The organism is Parafrankia colletiae (assembly GCF_001854655.1).
In the GTDB taxonomy this organism is placed as follows: Bacteria; Actinomycetota; Actinomycetes; order Frankiales; family Frankiaceae; genus Parafrankia; species Parafrankia colletiae.
Window position 1 is genome coordinate 251847 of sequence record NZ_MBLM01000025.1, and the last position, 17766, is coordinate 269612.

A 17766-nucleotide genomic window follows, 5' to 3' on the forward strand; every position below is an offset into this window, starting at 1 on the left:
CGAGCGCGGAGGCCGCGATGGTGGAGCTGGTGTCCGGGGCCAACACCGACCTGGCCGGCAGCGAGCTCTCGTTGTCGCTGCCCGGACCGTTCGACCTGTCCGCCCTGGTGCTCGGGGCCGATGGCCGCGTCTCCGGCGACCGTGACATGATCTTCTACAACCAGCCGAACGCCGCCGGTGTCACCCTGCGGGACACCCCCGAGGCCCGTGTCATCGACCTGAACCTGGCCCGGCTGCGCCCGGGCGCCGAGCGGGTCGTTCTCGTGGCCAGCCCGGCGGACGGCACCAGCCCCTTCGGGTGGCTGCCACCGCCGCTCGCGACCGTGCGCGCCGCCGGCCGCCCGGTGGCGACCCTGCGCCCGCCCCGCCTGGACACGCAGACCGCCCTGCAGATCGCCGAGTGCTACCGCCGCGGGGGGCGCTGGAAGATCCGGGCGCTGGGCCAGGGCTATGCCGACGGCCTGGCCGGGCTGGCCCGTGACTTCGGCATCGAGGTCGAGGAACCGCCGGCGCCGGCGCGGGCGTCGACGCCAGCCCCAGCCCCAGCCCCAGCGCCGGCCCCGGCCCCGGCCCCGGGGCGCCGGTTGCCCGCRCCGGGACCCGCCGGCGACGTCCTCCTGGAGGTTCTGGAGCTCACCAACGCCGAGCGGGCCCGCTTCGGACTGGCACCGCTGTCCGCCGAGTCGCGCCTGGCCGCGGCCGCTGCCGGGCACAGTGCCGACATGGCCACCCGCGGCTTCTTCGCCCATGAGACGCCGGAAGGCGTCGGCGTGGCCGATCGTGTCGTTGCCTGTGGCTACGCCTACGCGGTGGTCGCCGAGAACATCGCCGCCGGCCAGCGGACTGCCCGCGAGGTCGTCGCGGGCTGGATGGACAGCCCCGGCCACCGGGCGAACATCCTGCGGCCCGAGGTGCGCCAGCTGGGCGTCGGCCGGGCGGAGGGCGGGGAGTACGGCGTCTACTGGACGCAGGTTTTCGGGACTCCGCGCTGACCCCGCAGCTGACCGCAGATCCGATGACCCGTTCGACCAATTGACTCGTTTTACCTGGTAGCCAGTGTCGACGTTGTGGATGGTTTGCTTGCTCCACCCGTGTTCGTGACCGTACGTTCCCACAGATCACCGTGATCAGCTCTCGGCGGTGAGCAGATGGGTCCGCGTTGCGCCGCGGGCCGCCGGGGAGACGTCCGCGGTCCTTCCCGAGCACAGCCAGGCACCGGCCACGGTGCGACGTGAGGTGGGCGCCGTGGACGACATCATGGGCTACGCCCTGTTGAGCCTGGGCACCGGTGCGCTCTACGCGCTCGTCGCCACCGGCGTGGTGGCGGTGCAGCGCGGGGCCGGCGTCCTGAACATGGCACAGGGCGCGCTGCTGGCCTGGTCGGCCTACGCCTTCCACGGCGCGCACACCACCTGGGGCCTGCCGGTGGCCCTGGCGGCCGCGCTCGCCGTCGGGTCGACGATGGCGATCGGCCTGGTCTTCCACCACCTGGTCCTGCGCCCGATGCGGCAGGCGACGGCGGTGCTGCGGCTGATGGCCACCCTGGGCCTGCTCATCGTCATCCAGTCCTCGCTCACCCTGATGTACGGCGGGGAGGTCCGGAACTCGCCGACGGTTCTGCCGACGTCCAAGGTGACGCTGTTCGACACCGCGGTCGGCGTGGACGTCTTCGTCCGCCTCGCGGTGGTGGGGGCGGTCGTGGCCGGGCTGTGGGCGGTGTTCCGGTTCACCACGCTCGGGCTCGCGGCCACGGCGGTGACGGAGAACGCGCGTGCCGCGGCCACGCTCGGCTGGTCGCCGGACACCGTGGCGAGCTGGGCCTGGCTGGCCGGCTCGGCGCTCGCCGGGCTCGGCGGGGTCCTGCTGGCGCCGCTGCAGAACCCGCTGTCGGCCGGCGGGCTGATGCTGCTGATCGTCCCCGGGCTGGCGGTCGCACTGGTCGCGCGGTTCCGGTCGCTGCCGGTGGTGCTCGGCGCCGCACTGGCACTCGCCGTGGTCGAGCTGGAGATCCAGGTCAACCTGATCGCCGACCATCCCGCCTGGCGGGGCCTGGACCGCGCGGTGCCGCTGGCAGTGATCGTGTTCTACCTGGCGGTGCGCGGGCGCGGCATCCCGGACCGCGGCCATGTCGCCGACCGGCACCCGTCGCTGGGCAGCGGGCGGGTGCACTGGCGGGCGCTCGGCATCACCGTCGCCGCCGCCCTGGCAGCCGTCTGGTGGCTGCTGCCGGCGGCGTGGGTGAACGCGCTGAACGCGAACGCGATCTGGGCGACGATCATCATCTCGGTGGTGGTGCTGGTCGGCTTCACCGGCCAGCTCTCGCTGGCGCAGCTCGCCTTCTCCGGCACGGCCGCGCTCATCGCCGGGAGGCTCGTCGCCATCCAGGGCTGGCCGCTCGAGGCGGCGCTCGTGGTGGGGGTCGCCGGCACCGCTGTCGTCGGAGTGCTGTTCGCGCTGCCCGCGCTGCGCACCCGCGGGCTGCAGCTCGCGGTGGTCACACTCGGCCTGGGGGCCGCGGTGGACGCCCTGCTGTTCCAGCGTGGCTACCACTCGCCGGCCCCACCGAGCCCGTTCGGTGACCTTTTCGGTGATCTCGCCCGGCTGGAGGGGACGGAGGTCGGCGACACCACCCTCTTCGGCATCAGCCTGGACAAGGTTGCGCACCCCCGCGGTTTCGCGACGCTGTCGCTGCTCTCGTTCGTCCTGCTCGGCCTGATCGTGGCCAACCTGCGGCGAGGGCGGGCGGGGCGGCGGCTGATCGCGGTCCGTACCAACGAACGGGCCGCGGCGGCACTCGGCATCAGCGTGGTCGGGGCCAAGATCTACGCCTTCGCGCTGTCCGCGGCGATCGCGGGCTTCGGGGGAGTGCTCTACGCGTTCTACGCCTTCGGTGAGCGCGGCAACATCGACTACGGCGCCGGTCTGTTCTCCCCGTTCGCCTCGATCCTGCTGATCGCCTACGCGGTGGTCGGCGGCGTCGGCTGGATCAGCGGTGCGTTCGCCGGCGCGACGATGGCCGCCGAGGCACTGGCGACCAGGTTCGGGGCCTGGGCGGGCAGCCTGCTGGAGCGGGTGGGCGCTGTGCTGCGGGTGCTCCTCGCCGCGGTGGCCGCGCTGGTGGGGCTGCTGGTCGGCCGGGCGGCCGCGCCGCGGGGGGAGCCGCACCGCACCGGCGCCGCAGCGGCGGACGGGTCCGCGCGGCGGGGCGCGGCCCACCGGATCGGCCGGCTGCTGCCCTGGCTGTGCGCCGCCGTCTTCGCGGGCGTCGCCCTCGCACTGGGCGGACGGGTCATCGACTGGCTCGCCGACCTCGATCGGTACGTGCCACTGATCGGCGGCCTGGTCCTCGTCGTGGTCCTGTCCCGGTCGGGCGGCGGCATGGCGCCGGAGAACGCCCGCAACGCCCGGCGGATCCTCGATCGCCATTTCCCCAGGGCCGTCGAGCGGCGGTTGGCCGCCGACGGCGTGCGGGTCTCCCGCCTGCTCGGCCCGGCTGCACCGGCTGTGCCAGCCGCTCCGGCTGGCACAGCCGGAGCGGCTGCGCCGGCGCGGGTCGCCGACCTGCCGGCCGGGCCGGCGACCGGTCCACTGCGTCAGGTGGGCGCGGTCGCGTATCCGGCGCGCCCGGCGACCCTGTCCGCCTGGGGGCTTTCGGTGCGGTTCGGCGCCGTGGAGGCGATCCGCTCGGTGGACCTGCGGGTGGAGCCCGGCCAGATCGTCGGTGTCATCGGGCCGAACGGTGCCGGGAAGACCACGGTCATTGACGCGATCACCGGCTACACGTCGTCCGTGTCGAGCTCCCTGATGCTCGGCGAGACCCGCCTCGACCGGCTGCCGCCGCACCTGCGCGCCCGCGCCGGCATCAGCAGATCGTTCCAGAACCTCGAGCTCTTCGAGGACCTGACCGTCCTGGAGAACATCCAGGCCGCCTGCGACCCGCGCGACGCCCGTGCCTACCTCGGCGATCTGGTGTTCCCGCGGTCCCGGCCGCTGCCGGCCGCGGCGGCCGCCGCGGTGGAGGCGTTCGGGTTGCGGGAGGACCTGATGCGCACCGTCTCGGAGCTGTCGTATGGYCGCCGCCGGCTGCTGGCGATCGCCCGCGCCGTTGCGACCTGCCCGTCCGTCCTCCTCCTGGACGAGCCGTGCGCGGGACTTGACGAGACGGAGAGCGCCGGGGTCGCGGCCCTGCTGCGTCGGCTCGCGGACCACTGGAACCTGGGGATCCTGCTCAACGAACACGACATGGAGGTGGTGATGCGGATCTGTGACCAGATCGTGGTTCTCGACGGTGGCGAGGTGATCGCGCGCGGCACCCCCGGTCAGATCCGGGTCGACCCGCGGGTGCGCAGCGCCTACCTGGGGACGTCCGCACCCGTCGCCGCCGCGGTGGGCAGGACACGGCGGTGAGCCCCGCACCGTGGCGGCGGCAGTCCCGCGCCGCGACCGTACCGACGCCGGAGGCGGCCATACCGGCCTCCCGCCAGGCCATGCCCAGGCAGGCCAGCGCGACGCCTGGAACGGGGGCGGCGACGGCGGGGCCCGGGCCCGGGGCGTCGGTGCCGGCATCGGTGCCGGTGCCGGTGCTGACAGCGCGCGGGCTGTCGGCCGGCTACGGCGAGGGCGGGCCGGCGGTGCGTGACCTCGACCTGGACCTGTGCCCGGGCGAGATCGTGACGCTGCTCGGGCCGAACGGAGCCGGCAAGACGACGACGCTGCTCGCGCTGAGCGGGGCGCTGCGGCCGCGTACCGGGGTCGTCCGCTGGGCCGGCCGGGTGACGACCGCGCCGCTGCACCAGCGGGCCCGCGCCGGCCTGGCTCTCGTTCCCGAGGACCGGTCCGTGATCATGGAACTCACCGTCCGCGAGAACCTGCGGCTGGGGGCGGCGGACACCGACCTGGCCCTGGAGACCTTCCCCGAACTCGCCGGGCATCTGGACCGGCGAGCCGGGCTGCTGTCCGGCGGTCAACAGCAGATGGTCGCCCTGGCCCGGGCCCTGGCCCGCCGGCCCGCCGCGCTGCTGGCCGACGAGCTGTCGCTCGGCCTCGCGCCCCGGATCGCCGAACGGCTGCTGGGCGTCGTCCGGGCAGCGGCCGACGGTGGTCTGGCTGTGCTCCTGGTGGAGCAGCACGTCCGCAGCGCGCTCGCCGTCGCCGACCGGGTCATCGTCCTGCGGCACGGGCAGGTCGCCTGGTCCGGCCCGGCGGAGCAGGCGCGGGCCGATCCGGACGTGCTCGTCGGCGCCTACCTGCCCCTCGCCTGACCGGCGTCAGCCCCGTCGGTCAGGACGCGCCGCGGGTGAGCAGCGAGAGTGCCTCGTAGGTCTCCGGCCCGAGCGGCAACCAGCCATGGGTGGCGCTGTCCCAGCGGGCGCCGCGCATCGTCGTGTTGAACACCCGGGAGACTCCGGGAAACGCGCTCGGCTTCGTGAAGTCCAGCGGCGGGATCAGGCCGAGGTCGAGCCCGCTGGTCCCGCGCAGCTGGTCGAGCAGAGCGCGGGAGGTCAGCTCGCCCGGCACGGCGTTGCCCACCTTCTCCGCGATCTGGACGGACAGCCAGGCCGCGGTGGACGACGTCGACGAGCGGATCTCGGCGCGCGCGTCGGTGTTCCCGGCAGCCTCCTCGGCGTCCAGCTCGGACAGCATCCGGGCGAGCTCGGGGAACTCGCCGCGCTGGCTGAACTCGGGGAACACGCTGGCCACGACCAGGTTGTCGGCGGCTGGGCCGAGCCGATCGAGGTACTCCTCCGACAGGGTGCCCGCCGCGTGGCAGGTGCGCAGGCCCGCCCCGCCGCCGCCGATCACGGCATAGGCGGCCTGGTCGAACACGACGAGCACGGCGCCGTCGGCCTTCGCCCGGGTGAGCTGGGCGATGGTCGGGGTCAGGTCGCTGGAGGTGATCGGGACGCGGAGCTCGGGGGACAGCGGCGTGCCCGCCGCCCGCCCGCCGGCCTGCGCCATCGTGATCAGCCGGTCACTGGCCGCCAGGTCGTAACCGACCAGGCCGATCTTCGACGCGCCGGCCCTGCGCAGCAGCGACGGGCAGACGGTCGGGTAGAACGTCAGCGGGCTGATCATGAAACTGACGTCCGAGCTGAGCTCGGACTGATCCACGGCGATGCCGGCCGAGCCGATGGCGGGAATGCCCGCCTGCTCGAGGATCGGCATGATCCCGCCCGAGGTGGACACCGCAGAGACCACGGCCAGGACGTTCTCGTCGACTGCCTGCTGGGCGCACTCCTTGGCCGCCGCCGGGTCGTTCCGCTCGTTGCAGTGCACGATCTCGACCGGGTGGCCCTTGATGCCGCCCCGCTCGTTGACCGCGCGGGCGGCGGCCCGGACCGCGGCGACCATCTCGGGATGCCCGACACCGACGCCGCCCTCGGCGGCAATGATCATCAACTTGGCCGGGTCGCCCGAGCCCGTGGCGGAACCACCGGACGGCTCGTCGCTCCCCCCGCCGCACGCGGCGAGCGCCGTGACGGCGCCGATGCAGGCGGCTCCGAGCCGCAGACCCAGACGTCGTCTCACCGGTCGTCCTTTCTGATGCTCCTCAAGCCCCTGGCGGGCCGACGGGGCGGCGCGGCGGCGACTGCCCGCCCGCGCGGCCCTGCGGCCCCGTCACGGTAGACCGTCGGTGCCGGGCCCTGATGGCAGGGTGATCCGGTACTCGTCTGGTGTGATGCGGGCATGACTCTCCGCCGTGCAACCGCGGCGCCGGTCCGTCGGCCGGGTCCGGCGCCGTGCGCTCCCATTGCGCGCACTGGGTCGACGGAGTCGGTCGCGGCTGGTCAGATCACCTGCGACCAGGCGTAGGCGAAGCCCATGACCTGATCGGTGAGCGTCTCCAGGTGGCTCGCTGCCCGCCGGTCGAGCACCTCGCCGTTCGGGCCGAAGGGGGCGCTGGACGTGTCGATCGAGACGCCGAGCGGAGTCGGCCAGCCGCGCAGGGCGTGGATCGAGGACCGCAGGGCCGTGAGGGTGGTGCCGGCGGTCTGCGGACCGTCCGCGCAGACGATCAGGCCGACGACGCGTCCGTCCAGGTAGGGGCGGGGCGCTCCCCGAAGGTCCTCCAGGTAGTCCAGGGCGTTCTTCACCAGACCGGACATACCGCCGTGGTAGCCCGGAGTGGCGATGACGACACCGTCCGCCCGGGCCACCTCGCTGATGAGCCGGCGAGCCGCGGGAGTGCGCTTCTGCTGCTCCGGGACGTACATCGGCAGGTCGATGTCGGCGGAGCCGAGCAGGACGGTCTCCGCGCCCGCGGCCGCCATCGAGCCCAGGACGGTCTCCAGCGCCCGCAGGGTGGTCGACTCCGGCCGGGTGGCCCCGCCGATGCCGACGATGGTGGGGCGGCGGCGTCGCTCCGCCCGCGTGGGCGGCGGGCCGATGACGCCCAGCGCAGCCAGATCGGCGACGCCGCCCGCGCCGGTGTCCGTGGGCCTGGTGAGCGGTGGGCCGGTGCGTCCGCGGCGTTGCGCCAGCGGTTCCCCCGAGCCGGGGTACGGATGGCTGTCACCGTTCCCCGGATACGCACCGTGCGCGTCGACCATCGACTCCTCCTCGTGCATCGCTGTGCGGTGTCTGCGGAAATGTGACTACCGCACGGCGTGGGTGAGATGCGACGGAAAGCGTAGGCCCTCGCGTCAGGGGCGTTCCGGGGTGCGTCGTAGTGTGGCCGGCAGGACGACGGCGCCGGGGCCGTACGAARCGGCCCGGTCGCCCGGGTTCGAGATGTGGCAGCGCCGCAGGGACAGGCAGCCGCACCCGATGCAGGAGTCGAGCCCGTCACGCAGCTTCTCCAGCGCCTCGATCTGCTCGTCCAGCCGGGTCCGCCAGGCGCGGGAGATCGACGTCCAGTCGGCCCGGGTGGGGGTCCGCTCGGCGGGCAGGCTGCGCAGCGCCTCGCGGATCTCCTCCAGACTCAGCCCGATGTTGCGGGCCGCCCGGATGAAGGCCAGCCGGCGAAGTACATGACGGGCGTACCGGCGCTGGCCGCCGCTCGTGCGGCTTGCGCTCAGCAGCCCCTCCCGTTCGTAGAAGCGCAGGGCCGAGGCGCTGAAGCCGCTGCGGCGCACCACATCTCCGAGGGACAGGACGTCCGTGGCGTTCATCGTTCGACGGTAGCGAACCTGAATCTCACGTCAACTACAGGCGTCGGGCCGCGGGCCGAGGCGTCGGGTCGCGGCCCGACGGCCGGATCAGCGGTGCCTACCCCCGGAACGGGCCGGTGATCTCGAAGGTGACCCCCGCCCGGCTACGCCCCTGGGTACCGCGCTGCGAGCTGACGTAGAGGCGGCGGCCGTCCGGGCTGAACGCCGGGCCGGTGATCTCGGATTCCTGGTGGCCCGGCAGCTGCAGGAAGCGGGAGAACGTCCCGCCCGGAGTGATCAGGTTCAGCGCGGGACCCGGGCGGTCCTCGGCCACGAACAGGTCACCCTGGGCCGAGCCGGTGATGTTGTCGACTCCCGCCATGGCCATGCCGCCGCGCGGGACCGCCTCGGGATCATGAAGCAGCGCGATCCGCTCGCCGACAGCGTCGTAGGCCCAGATCCGGTTGTCGCCCTTCGTCGTGAACAGGCAGCGCCCCGCCGCGTAGTAGCAGCCCTCACCGCCGTTGAAGGCGCGGGCGCCGTCGACCTGGCGCCGGGTCGCGCGGGGAAAACCGTCCGGGTCCGGCACCGGGGCCCAGGTCACCGGCCCGGAGACGGCGTCCGCGGGGGCCCGCAGCACCTCCAGCGTGCCGTCGGACAGGTCACCCCACCGGGTCGGGCGGAACCGGTAGAAGCAGCCGTCGCGCCGATCCTCGGTGAGATAGACGACCTGGCGGTCGGGGTCGCAGGCCGCCGCCTCGTGGGTGAACCGGCCCATCGCGGGACGAGCCACCGCCGGGCGGCTGCCGTCCGGCCAGGTCTCGTGCACCTGCCCGAAGGCGTACTCCTCACAGGACAGCCAGGTGCCCCACGGTGTCGCCCCGCCCGCGCAGTTCGCGTTCGTGCGCCGCAGGATCCGGCTGGCGGAGATGATCGTGCCGGCGGCGTCGAAACGCAGCGCCGAGGCGCCGCCGTTCAGCATGGTCTCGGAGTTCGAGACGTAGATCCAGCCGTTTCCGGCGGGGAAGCAGGCTCCGCCGTCCGGTGCGTCATGCCAGGACAGGCCGGTACCGGGCACGATCTCGCGGGATCGCGCGACCACCCGGCTGGAGAAGCCCGCCGGCAGCGCGACCCCGTTGGAGTCGGGGGCCCGCAGCGGGCCGTACGGGCCCTGGCCCGGCTGGGCGGTGGTTGCCACCGCCGACTGCCAGCTCGTACCGCACAGGACGGCGGTCCCGACACCAGCGGCGGCCAGGCGCAGCAGCGCCCGTCGATCCATGTTCGACACCTCCTCGCAGCCGGCGTGCCCACCTGTCGCGCGGCTGCCGCAACGAGTGATAGCACAGGCACGGTGAGACGTCCTGACGGTTGTGCTGTGGGCCGGTGGCCATCCCCGGCGAAACGGGGAAATCCGCCCCGCTACGATCTGACGGTGGCGGCCTCGTTCTCCCGACCAGCTGACGGCCCGGCTGCGGACGATTTCCCCGACCGGCATTCGCGTCGGATGCCGGACCAGGTGACGGAGCAGGTAGCGGGCCAGTCCGGCGAGGTCGCAGCACCCGGGGCCTTCGCGCTTCCGGCCGAGGAAGGCGCCCATCGGCGTTTCGACCCGTTGACCGGCCGCTGGGTCCTGGTGTCGGCGGGGCGGGTCGCGCGCCCGTGGCGTGGCGGTGAGGAAAAGATAACCACCACGCACGGCGCATACGACCGGGAATGTCATCTCTGCCCGGGAAACGTGCGCGCCTCCGGAATCACTAATCCGGACTATGACGGTGTTTATGTCTTCGACAACGACTTTCCGGCGCTGCGCCCCGGCGCCCCGGCGGCGGTGGACGGCGTCGGCTGGGTGGGTGACGACCCGGACACGCGGGCCGCGGCCCTGCTGCGGGCCCAGCCGGGGACGGGGACGTGCCGTGTCATCTGCTTCGATCCCCGCCACGACGACACACTGGCCAGCCTGCCGCTCGACCGGGTCCGAGCGGTGGTTGACACCTGGGCCGACCAGGAACGTGAGCTGGCCCGGACCTGGACCTGGGTGCAGATCTTCGAGAACCGCGGGGCGGCGATGGGCGCCTCCAACCCGCACCCCCACGGCCAGATCTGGGCCTCCTCCTTCCTGCCCGACCTGCCCGCCGCCGAGGACCGGTCCCAGCGTGACTACCGGCGCTCACACGGGACGTCGCTGCTGGTCGACTACGCGGCCCTGGAATCCGACCTCGACACCACCGCCGGTGCGGCTGGGGCCGCCGGTGCCGGCCGCGTGGTCGTGGCGAACGAACACTGGGTCGTCGTCGTCCCGTACTGGGCGCTCTGGCCGTTCGAGACACTGGTGCTGCCGCGCCGCCCGGTGCCGCTGCTGCACCAGCTGACCGACGCCGAACGTGACGCGCTGGCAGCGGTGCTCCGCACCCTGCTCCGCACCTACGACGCCCTGTTCGACACGCCCTTCCCCTACTCGATGGGCTGGCACGCCGCGCCCGGCCCGCACCCCGGCGCCGACGGTRCCGACGGTGCTGAGCCGGAGTGGGAGCACTGGCAGGTGCACGCACACTTCCATCCGCCGTTGCTGCGGTCGTCCACCGTGCGCAAGCACGTGGTCGGGTACGACATGTTCGCCGGCATGCAGCGGGACATCACCCCGGAGGACGCCGCCGAGCGGCTGCGGGCCGCCCGACGGCGCGCGGCAGGAGCGGCGAGTAGCGACGAGCGGCCGTGACGCGGGATTCTCGCGAGGCTGTGACACCGGGCTGATCGCGACGGCACCGGGCTGATCGCGACCCGCCGCCGCGTCCCGCCCGCCGCCCGCGTCCCGCGGTGGTCCGTTCGGGTGGTGGGTCGGGCCGGTCAGGGGATGGCGGCGAGGGCGTGCCTGCCGGTCCGCTGCTCGGCGGAGAACTCCCAGAGCCGGCCGACGGCCCACCAGGGCCATTCGTGGCCCCCCGGCCAGGGCACGCCGACCACCACCGACGAGCTGGTCACCCGCGAGGACTCGGTACGCGCGTCGGGGAACGAGACGTCGACGTAGTCCGACCAGCCGCCGCGCCAGGGCACCGTCGTGTCCTCGGTTCCGTGGATGTGCATCATCCGGACGGGGGACTGGTCGCAGGGCACGAGCAGGTGGCCCGCGACGACCCCGGCTGCGGCGAAGACGTCCGGTGCCTCGCAGACGGCCCGCGCCGCCATCATCCCGCCGTTGGAGTAGCCCCAGACGTAGACGCGAGCGGGGTCGATCGAGGTCCGCCGGCTTGCGTCCGCCACCAGGTCCCGCAGGTAGGCGACGTCGTCCACGCCGTGCGTCCCGGCGCAGCAGGTGCCGGCGTTCCAGGCCCCGTCCACGGCATGGCCGTAGGCCAGCGCGAACCCGTGCCCGTCGGCGAACGGGGTGGCACCGCTGATGTCACGCATGACGGCCGCGTCGTGAAGATAGGCGTGCAGGAGGACCACAAGGGGCCGTGGCTGGCCCGGTCGGACGGTGGTGTGCAGGTCGTAGCTGCGGCCTGACCGCAGCGTGATCTCCGTGGTGTGGGTGCCTGTCGGCCCGGCCGCGCCGATCCCGCCGGAGTCCGCCGCTCCACCGTCTGCGGCGCCACCGCTCGCGGCGCCACCGCCCGTCGGGGGAGTACCCGCCGGCGGGCGGCCGGGCTTGGAGGTCAGGGTGCTCTCGTCCGTGGCGCTGGGCACCGATCCGGATGCGGCGGGCGGGTCCGCGGTCGTCGTATCGGCCGCCCCCGGGGCGGCTGTGGCCTGCTGGCTGCTCGTGGCCGCGCCTGGGGGTGCTGTCGCCGCGGCGACCAGGTGTGCGGCGGAGCGTGCGGCCGGATGGGGGTCGGCGGACCGGCCCAGTGCCATCTGCACCGCGGCGAGTGCCGCGAGTGGCAGACCCAGGGCGGCCAGGAGGATGATCACATACCTGCCGCCAGGCGCCACCGCACCCCCCACCCGGGCCCCGCGCGAACCTGGGTCCCACCGACGTCAACACAGCTGAGCGCAGCCCGAGCGGGCCACAATCAGATAGATCTGGCAGACACTCATACGTCGTTGATTCCGTCGCAGGTTCTTGCCGAGGTCATCGTAATGCGCCCGGCCGGAGACGCCGGTAGCCCCACCAGGGACAGGCTGCGCCGCCGGGCGTCTCACCGCCGGGCGGGTGCCTCGGGCGGGTGCCTCAACTGCGCCTCGGACGTGTCTCAGATGCGCCGCAGACCGTCGATCGCCCGGTAGATCCGCTCCTCGGAGATCGGGTAGGGCGTACGCAGGGCCTGCGCGAACAGGCTCACCCGCAGCTCCTCGATCATCCACCGGACCGCCCGCACCGGCTCGGCCGTCGACCCTTCCGGGCCCAGTTCGTCGGTCAGCTCGCGGAACGCCGCCAGCACATGGCCCACCCGGGTGGTGAGCTGCCGGTCACGGGCGGCATCGCCGGGAAGCCGTTCGACCCGCCGTTGCGCCGCGGTCAGGTAGCGCTCCAGGTCGGGCAGCCGCTCGACCCCGGTGCGGGTCACGAAACCGCGGTGGATCAGCTCGTCGAGCTGCCCGCGCAGGTCGGCGGCGGTGGCCAGCAGGGCCGGGCTGGTCAGCGTGCGCAGGCCGCGGTCGATCTGGTGGGCGAGCGCGAGCACCCGCTCGGTGCCGCGGACCACCGTCAGAGCGGTCTCCGGCAGCTCTGCCCGCACTGTGTCGAGCAGGGCCCGGAACCCCGCCTCGTCCCGCACGGGCCCGCCCGCGCCGCGAAGCAGCACGTCCACGGCGGCGGCGACACAGTCGTCGAGCAGGTCGCTGATGTCGCGGTGCGGGTTGTTGCTCAGGGCCAGCTTCGCCGCGTTCGGCAGCCGCCCGATGATCCCCCGGACGGGGGAGGGGACGTTGAGCAGCAGGAGCCGGCGGGTACCCGCCCACATGGCCCGGTCGGCCTCGTCCCGGTCGTCGAAGACCCGGACGGCCACCGAGCCGCCCTCGTCCACCAGCGCCGGGTGGGCCCGGACGACGTGCCTGCCCCGGCTCCGCTCGATCACCGCCGGCAGCGTTCCGACGTCCCAGGTGAGCAGGCCGGAGCGCTCCACCCCGGCCGCCGCCGCTGAGACCACGGCCCGCGTCTTCGGCCGCAGCCGGTTCCGCAGCTCCGCGAGGTCCTTGCCCTCACCCAGCGTCGCGCCGCGATCGTCGACGATGCGGAAGGTGATCCGCAGGTGCGGTGGCAGCACTTCGGCGAGGCGCGCGGGCGACCAGACTCCTGTCGGCAGCGCGGAGCCGCTCATCCGGTGCAGCTCGGCGGCGACGGCGTCCGCCAGCGGCCGCTCGTCGGCGGTGATGCGGTCGAGCACCGCCCGGGCGTAGTTCGGCGCCGGGACGAACCCGCGCCGTACCACCTTCGGCAGCCCGCGGATCATGGCGGTGATCAGTTCCTCGCGCAGCCCGGGTACCAGCCAGGTGAACGGCTCGGCGCGCAGCCCGCCGAGCGCCGGCAGCGGCACCCGCACGGTCACGCCGTCGGCGGCGTCCCCGGGCGTGAACTGGTAGGTGAGCGGCAGCTCCACCCCGTCGGCGACCCAGGCGTCCGGGTAGTCCTGCTGGCGCACCGTGCCGGCGCGGTCGTTGATCAGCATCGAGGCGGAGAAGTCGAGCAGGTCGGGCTCGGCCCGCCGCGCCGCCTTCCACCAGGAGTCGAAATGGCGGCCGGAGACGACGTCCGCCGGCACCCGCTCGTCGTAGAACTCGTACAGCGTCTGGTCGTCGACGAGGATGTCGCGCCGCCGCGCCCGGTGCTCCAGCTCCTCCACGTCGGCGAGCAGCTCACGGTTCGTCTGGAAGAACGCGTGCCGGGTGTTCCAGTCGCCCTCCACCAGCGCGTGCCGGATGAACAGATCCCGGCTCACCACCGGGTCGATCCGGCCGTACTGCACCAGCCGTGCCGTCACCAGCGGCACCCCGTACAGCGTGACCTTCTCGTAGGCCAGTGCGGCGCCCTGCTTGCGGGACCAGTGCGGCTCGCTGTAGGTGCGCCGCAGCAGGTGCTCGGCCAGCGGCTCCACCCAGTCGGGCTCGATGCGCGCCACCGTGCGGGCCCACAGCCGGGACGTCTCGACCAGCTCGGCGGCGACCACCCAGGTCGGGATGCCCGGCCCGCGCCGGCCGCCCTGCTCCCCGTCGGCCCCGGTGCCCGTGCCGGCGCCGGCCTCCGCCGCGCCGGTGCCGTCCGCCGCCTCGGGCCGGGCCGCCCGCCGTCGCGCCAGCCCGGAACCCGGGAAGATCGCGAACCGGGCGCCCCGTGCCCCCAGGTAGTCCTTCTTCTCCGGCTCGTACCGGCCGATGTGTGACAGCAGCCCGGTGAGCAGCGCCTGGTGCACCGACCGGACGTCCGCCGGGCTTTCGTTCGGCTCCAGCCCCAGCCCGCGGGCGATCGAGCGGAGCTGGCCGTGGACGTCCTGCCACTCCCGGATCCGCAGATAGTTCAGGAACTCGGTGCGGCACATCCGCCGGAACTGGTTGGACGACCGTTCCTCCCGCGCGCTGCGCAGATGCCGCCACAGGTTCAGGATCGACAGGAAGTCGGACGTCGGGTCGGTGAACCGCGCGTGCGCCTGGTCGGCCGCCGGGCGCTGCTCCACCGGCCGTTCCCGCGGGTCCTGGATGGCGAGTGCCGAAGCGATCACCAGGACCTCGGACAGGCAGCCCAGCTCCCCGGCGGCGAGCACCATCCGGCCCAGCCGCGGGTCGACCGGCAGCTGGGCGAGGCTGCGACCGGTCGGGGTGAGCCGCTTTCCCGGCTCGGCATCCTCGACCAGGGCTCCCAGCTCGACCAGCAGCCGCACACCGTCGGCGATCTGCCGCGACTCCGGCGGGTCGAGGAACGGGAAGTCCGCCATCTCGCCCAGGCCGAGTGCCTCCATCTGCAGGATCACCGACGCGAGGTTCGTCCGCAGGATCTCCGGGTCGGTGAACGCGGGCCGGGCGTCGAAGTCCTCCTGGGCGTACAGCCGGATGCAGATGCCGTCGGACGTCCGCCCGCACCGGCCGGCACGCTGGTTCGCGGAGGCCTGCGACACGGGTTCGATCGGGAGCCGCTGGACCTTCGTCCGATGGCTGTACCGGGAGATGCGAGCCAGGCCGGGGTCGATCACGTACCGGATACCCGGGACGGTCAGTGAGGTCTCGGCGACGTTCGTCGCCAGTACGATCCGGCGCCCGGTGTGCGGGGTGAACACCCGGTGCTGCTCYGCGGACGACAGCCGGGCGTACAGCGGGACCACCTCGGTGGTCGGCCGGTCCTGACGGGCCAGCGCGTCGGCGGTGTCGCGGATCTCCCGCTCGCCGCTGAGGAACACCAGGATGTCGCCCGGGCCCTCGGCGCACAGTTCGTCCACCGCGGTACAGATCGCCGAGACCTGGTCCCGCTCGATGTCGCGGTCGCCGCCCCGGTCGCCGCCGCGCCGCTGGTCACCACGCTGGTCACTGCGCCGGTCGTCGTTCGCGGGGCCACCCGGCGAGTCGGGGCCGGTCAGTGGCCGGTAGCGCATCTCGACGGGGTAGGTGCGGCCCGACACCTCGATCACCGGTGCGTCGTGGAAGTGCCGGGCGAACCGGTGCGGGTCGATGGTCGCCGAGGTGATGATCACCTTGAGGTCCGGGCGGCGGGGCAGCAGCCCGTGCAGGTAGCCCAGGATGAAGTCGATGTTGAGGCTGCGTTCGTGCGCCTCGTCGATGATGAGCGTGTCGTACTGGCGCAGCAGCCGGTCGGCGGCCAGCTCGTTGAGCAGGATGCCGTCCGTCATCAGCTTGACGAGCGTGGTCGGGCCGACCCGGTCGGTGAACCGCATCTGGTAGCCGACCAGCCCGCCGGCCGGGCCGGACGGCTCCTGGCCACCGCCCGCGATCGGGCTGCCGAGCTCTTCCGCGATGCGTTCGGCGACCGTCCGCGCGGCGATGCGGCGCGGCTGGGTGTGCCCGATCATGCCGAGCACGCCCCGGCCCAGTTCCAGGCACAGCTTCGGCAGCTGCGTCGTCTTGCCCGAGCCGGTCTCACCGGCGATGATCACGACCTGGTTGTCGCGGATGGCGGCCAGGATCTCGTCCCGGCGCTGGCTGACCGGCAGCTCCTCCGGGTAACTGATTACCGGCACGCTGGCCTGCCGCGTCGCGACCCGCTCTCGAGCGGCCTCGACCTCCGCGGCGAGCCGGGCGATCGAGGAGGTGCGGGCCGCGTCGTCGCGCATCGCCCTGGCCCGGTCGAGGCGCCTGGCCAGGCGGTGCGCGTCGCGTGCCATGAGCTGCGGCAGGCGTGCGCGCAGCTCGGACAGCCGCGGTGGCGGCGATTCTGCTGGAGAGATCACAGACGGCGTGTTTTCCCGGGCGGTCGTCGAGTTCCTGGGTGCTCCGGCGGGCTGGGTGACAACCGGAGGTGCATGACCGGTCGCTTCCTTGCCCGGGCCGTGGCGGCGGGTGCCGTCGCGGCGCGGCTGGACTCCCGGGGGAGCCTCCGAGTGAGCATTCTGCCCCGGACGCCGCGCGATGGCACCTGCTTTTCGCAGCGTCCGGCCGCCGTCACACATTCCCGTCCGGCCTGTCCGGCCTCGCGCCGCTTCCGGCCCGGCACTGCCTGCGGCCGGGTGCCCGCCGGAGTCCCGCGCCTGCCGGCCCCCGGCAGTCCCGCGGCACCGCTCTGGTCAGGCCATGGTTGCCGCGAGCGCGAGCAGCACCAGCGCGATGACGGCGGCGGACGTCCGGATGGTGTTGAAGAAGTCCCAGCGGGCCCGCTGGGACTGCCAGTCGCTGGGCGGGGCCTCCGGCTGCCAGGTCGCCATCGCGTTGTTGATGGGGAGATCCCCGCGCACGGTGACGATGATGTTGGTGAGCACCGCGACGGTGRCGATCGCGGCGAGGACGGCGCAGGTGGTCTCTCCGCCGACGCCCGCGGCGATGGCCAGAGCTGCGGTGACCACCAGACTGACGATCTGCAGGGGCTTCATCAGCTTCGGGTAGCTGATGTCGAAGGCCTGCTTCACCTGCACGTACGAGGTGGTGGGCAGAGAGCGCAGGGCGGGYCGAACGGCAACCAGGCCGACGGTCATCGTTCCCGCGACGAGTCCGGTCAGAACGAGGGAGACCACGACGAGTGCCGAGACCATGATTCTCCGGCTCTCCATCCTGCACGCGGCTGAGTGGAATGCATTCATACCAAGAGCCGCATCACGCCGCACCGTAATGTCCATTTCATGCGGACAATTCGGTCAAGTGGGTCGCATTTTGCAGGGCATTGCAGTTGCAGTTGCAGTTGCAATTGCAGGAGTGAGGTTGGGTGCACCTGATTGGGCGCTTACGGCAGCCTGGATGGACGCTCGCTGCAGGACGTGGCGGTCGGCACGCGCGGCGGCCGGTCGGACCCTGCGGGATGCCGGGGGTCGCCGGACCAGGCACGGACGATCGGACCTGGGCGGGGGCGCCGGCCGGTCCGGCGGGAATGGCCGGCGGATTTGCTGCAGAGAAAGGACGAAGAGCTGTCCATGCTACCGGTGCGCTGCTGCCGCCCGGCGATCACGGGGTGGCCGGATCGGGACCGGCCGTGCTGGCCGTGCTGGCAGGGCCGGTCAGAGCTGGGCGACGATGCGGTTCAGGAGGTCGGGAGTGGAGGCTGGCTGCGGGCTGTCAACCGTGAGTCGGTTCATCGCCTGCGCGTAAATAT

11 protein-coding genes are annotated in these 17766 nt (G+C 73.3%); 4 read left to right on the top strand and 7 right to left on the bottom strand.

Translation table 11 applies throughout. The features are described from left to right. Window positions 1–17 precede the first annotated feature (17 nt). The 3 genes from CC117_RS05315 to CC117_RS05325 all read left to right on the top strand — a co-directional run bounded on the left by CC117_RS05315 (window position 18) and on the right by CC117_RS05325 (window position 5261). Complete coding sequence (locus CC117_RS05315) at window positions 18–992, top strand: CAP domain-containing protein (RefSeq protein ID WP_071082613.1); 975 nt, start codon at window positions 18–20, stop codon at window positions 990–992. Between the two features lie 253 nt (window positions 993–1245). After that, the gene (locus tag CC117_RS05320) at window positions 1246–4407 is read left to right on the top strand and encodes an ABC transporter permease subunit (protein WP_071082648.1); all 3162 of its coding nucleotides are present in this window, start codon (window positions 1246–1248) and stop codon (window positions 4405–4407) included. Next, on the top strand, window positions 4404–5261 hold the full coding sequence (locus CC117_RS05325; protein ID WP_241829854.1) for an ABC transporter ATP-binding protein: 858 nt from the start codon (window positions 4404–4406) through the stop codon (window positions 5259–5261). Before CC117_RS05320 ends, CC117_RS05325 begins: the two co-directional genes overlap by 4 nt. A gap of 19 nt (window positions 5262–5280) precedes the next feature. Here the strand turns inward: CC117_RS05325 and CC117_RS05330 are convergent, their stop codons facing one another. The 4 genes from CC117_RS05330 to CC117_RS05345 all read right to left on the bottom strand — a co-directional run bounded on the left by CC117_RS05330 (window position 5281) and on the right by CC117_RS05345 (window position 9369). Beyond that, a complete protein-coding gene (locus CC117_RS05330) occupies window positions 5281–6528 on the bottom strand; it encodes an ABC transporter substrate-binding protein (RefSeq protein ID WP_071082614.1) in 1248 nt (415 codons plus the stop codon). Window positions 6529–6788: 260 nt separating this feature from the next. Next, window positions 6789–7550 carry an NADPH-dependent FMN reductase gene (locus CC117_RS05335; RefSeq protein WP_071082615.1) on the bottom strand — a complete coding sequence of 254 codons (762 nt, stop codon included), beginning with the start codon at window positions 7548–7550 and terminating at the stop codon, window positions 6789–6791. A gap of 93 nt (window positions 7551–7643) precedes the next feature. Further along, entirely contained in the window at window positions 7644–8111 is a 468-nt protein-coding gene (soxR, locus tag CC117_RS05340; RefSeq protein WP_071082616.1) for a redox-sensitive transcriptional activator SoxR, read from the bottom strand. 97 nt (window positions 8112–8208) lie between these two features. Continuing rightward, window positions 8209–9369: an alkaline phosphatase PhoX gene (locus CC117_RS05345; protein WP_071082617.1), complete on the bottom strand. Its 1161-nt coding sequence runs from the start codon at window positions 9367–9369 to the stop codon at window positions 8209–8211. A gap of 237 nt (window positions 9370–9606) precedes the next feature. On the opposite strand from CC117_RS05345, the gene CC117_RS05350 reads away from it, so the two are divergent. Next, window positions 9607–10806 carry a UDP-glucose--hexose-1-phosphate uridylyltransferase gene (locus tag CC117_RS05350; RefSeq protein ID WP_071082649.1) on the top strand — a complete coding sequence of 400 codons (1200 nt, stop codon included), beginning with the start codon at window positions 9607–9609 and terminating at the stop codon, window positions 10804–10806. A 128-nt stretch (window positions 10807–10934) separates the two neighbouring features. Here CC117_RS05350 and CC117_RS05355 read toward each other — a convergent pair whose 3' ends face one another. The 3 genes from CC117_RS05355 to CC117_RS05365 all read right to left on the bottom strand — a co-directional run bounded on the left by CC117_RS05355 (window position 10935) and on the right by CC117_RS05365 (window position 17212). Next, the gene (locus CC117_RS05355) at window positions 10935–11996 is read right to left on the bottom strand and encodes an alpha/beta hydrolase family esterase (RefSeq protein ID WP_071082618.1); all 1062 of its coding nucleotides are present in this window, start codon (window positions 11994–11996) and stop codon (window positions 10935–10937) included. Window positions 11997–12277: 281 nt separating this feature from the next. After that, window positions 12278–16351 (bottom strand): ATP-dependent RNA helicase HrpA, encoded by a 4074-nt coding sequence (gene hrpA / locus CC117_RS05360; protein ID WP_071082650.1) that lies wholly within the window; start codon window positions 16349–16351, stop codon window positions 12278–12280. A gap of 399 nt (window positions 16352–16750) precedes the next feature. After that, complete coding sequence (locus CC117_RS05365) at window positions 16751–17212, bottom strand: DUF1772 domain-containing protein (RefSeq protein WP_071082619.1); 462 nt, start codon at window positions 17210–17212, stop codon at window positions 16751–16753. Window positions 17213–17766 lie beyond the last annotated feature (554 nt).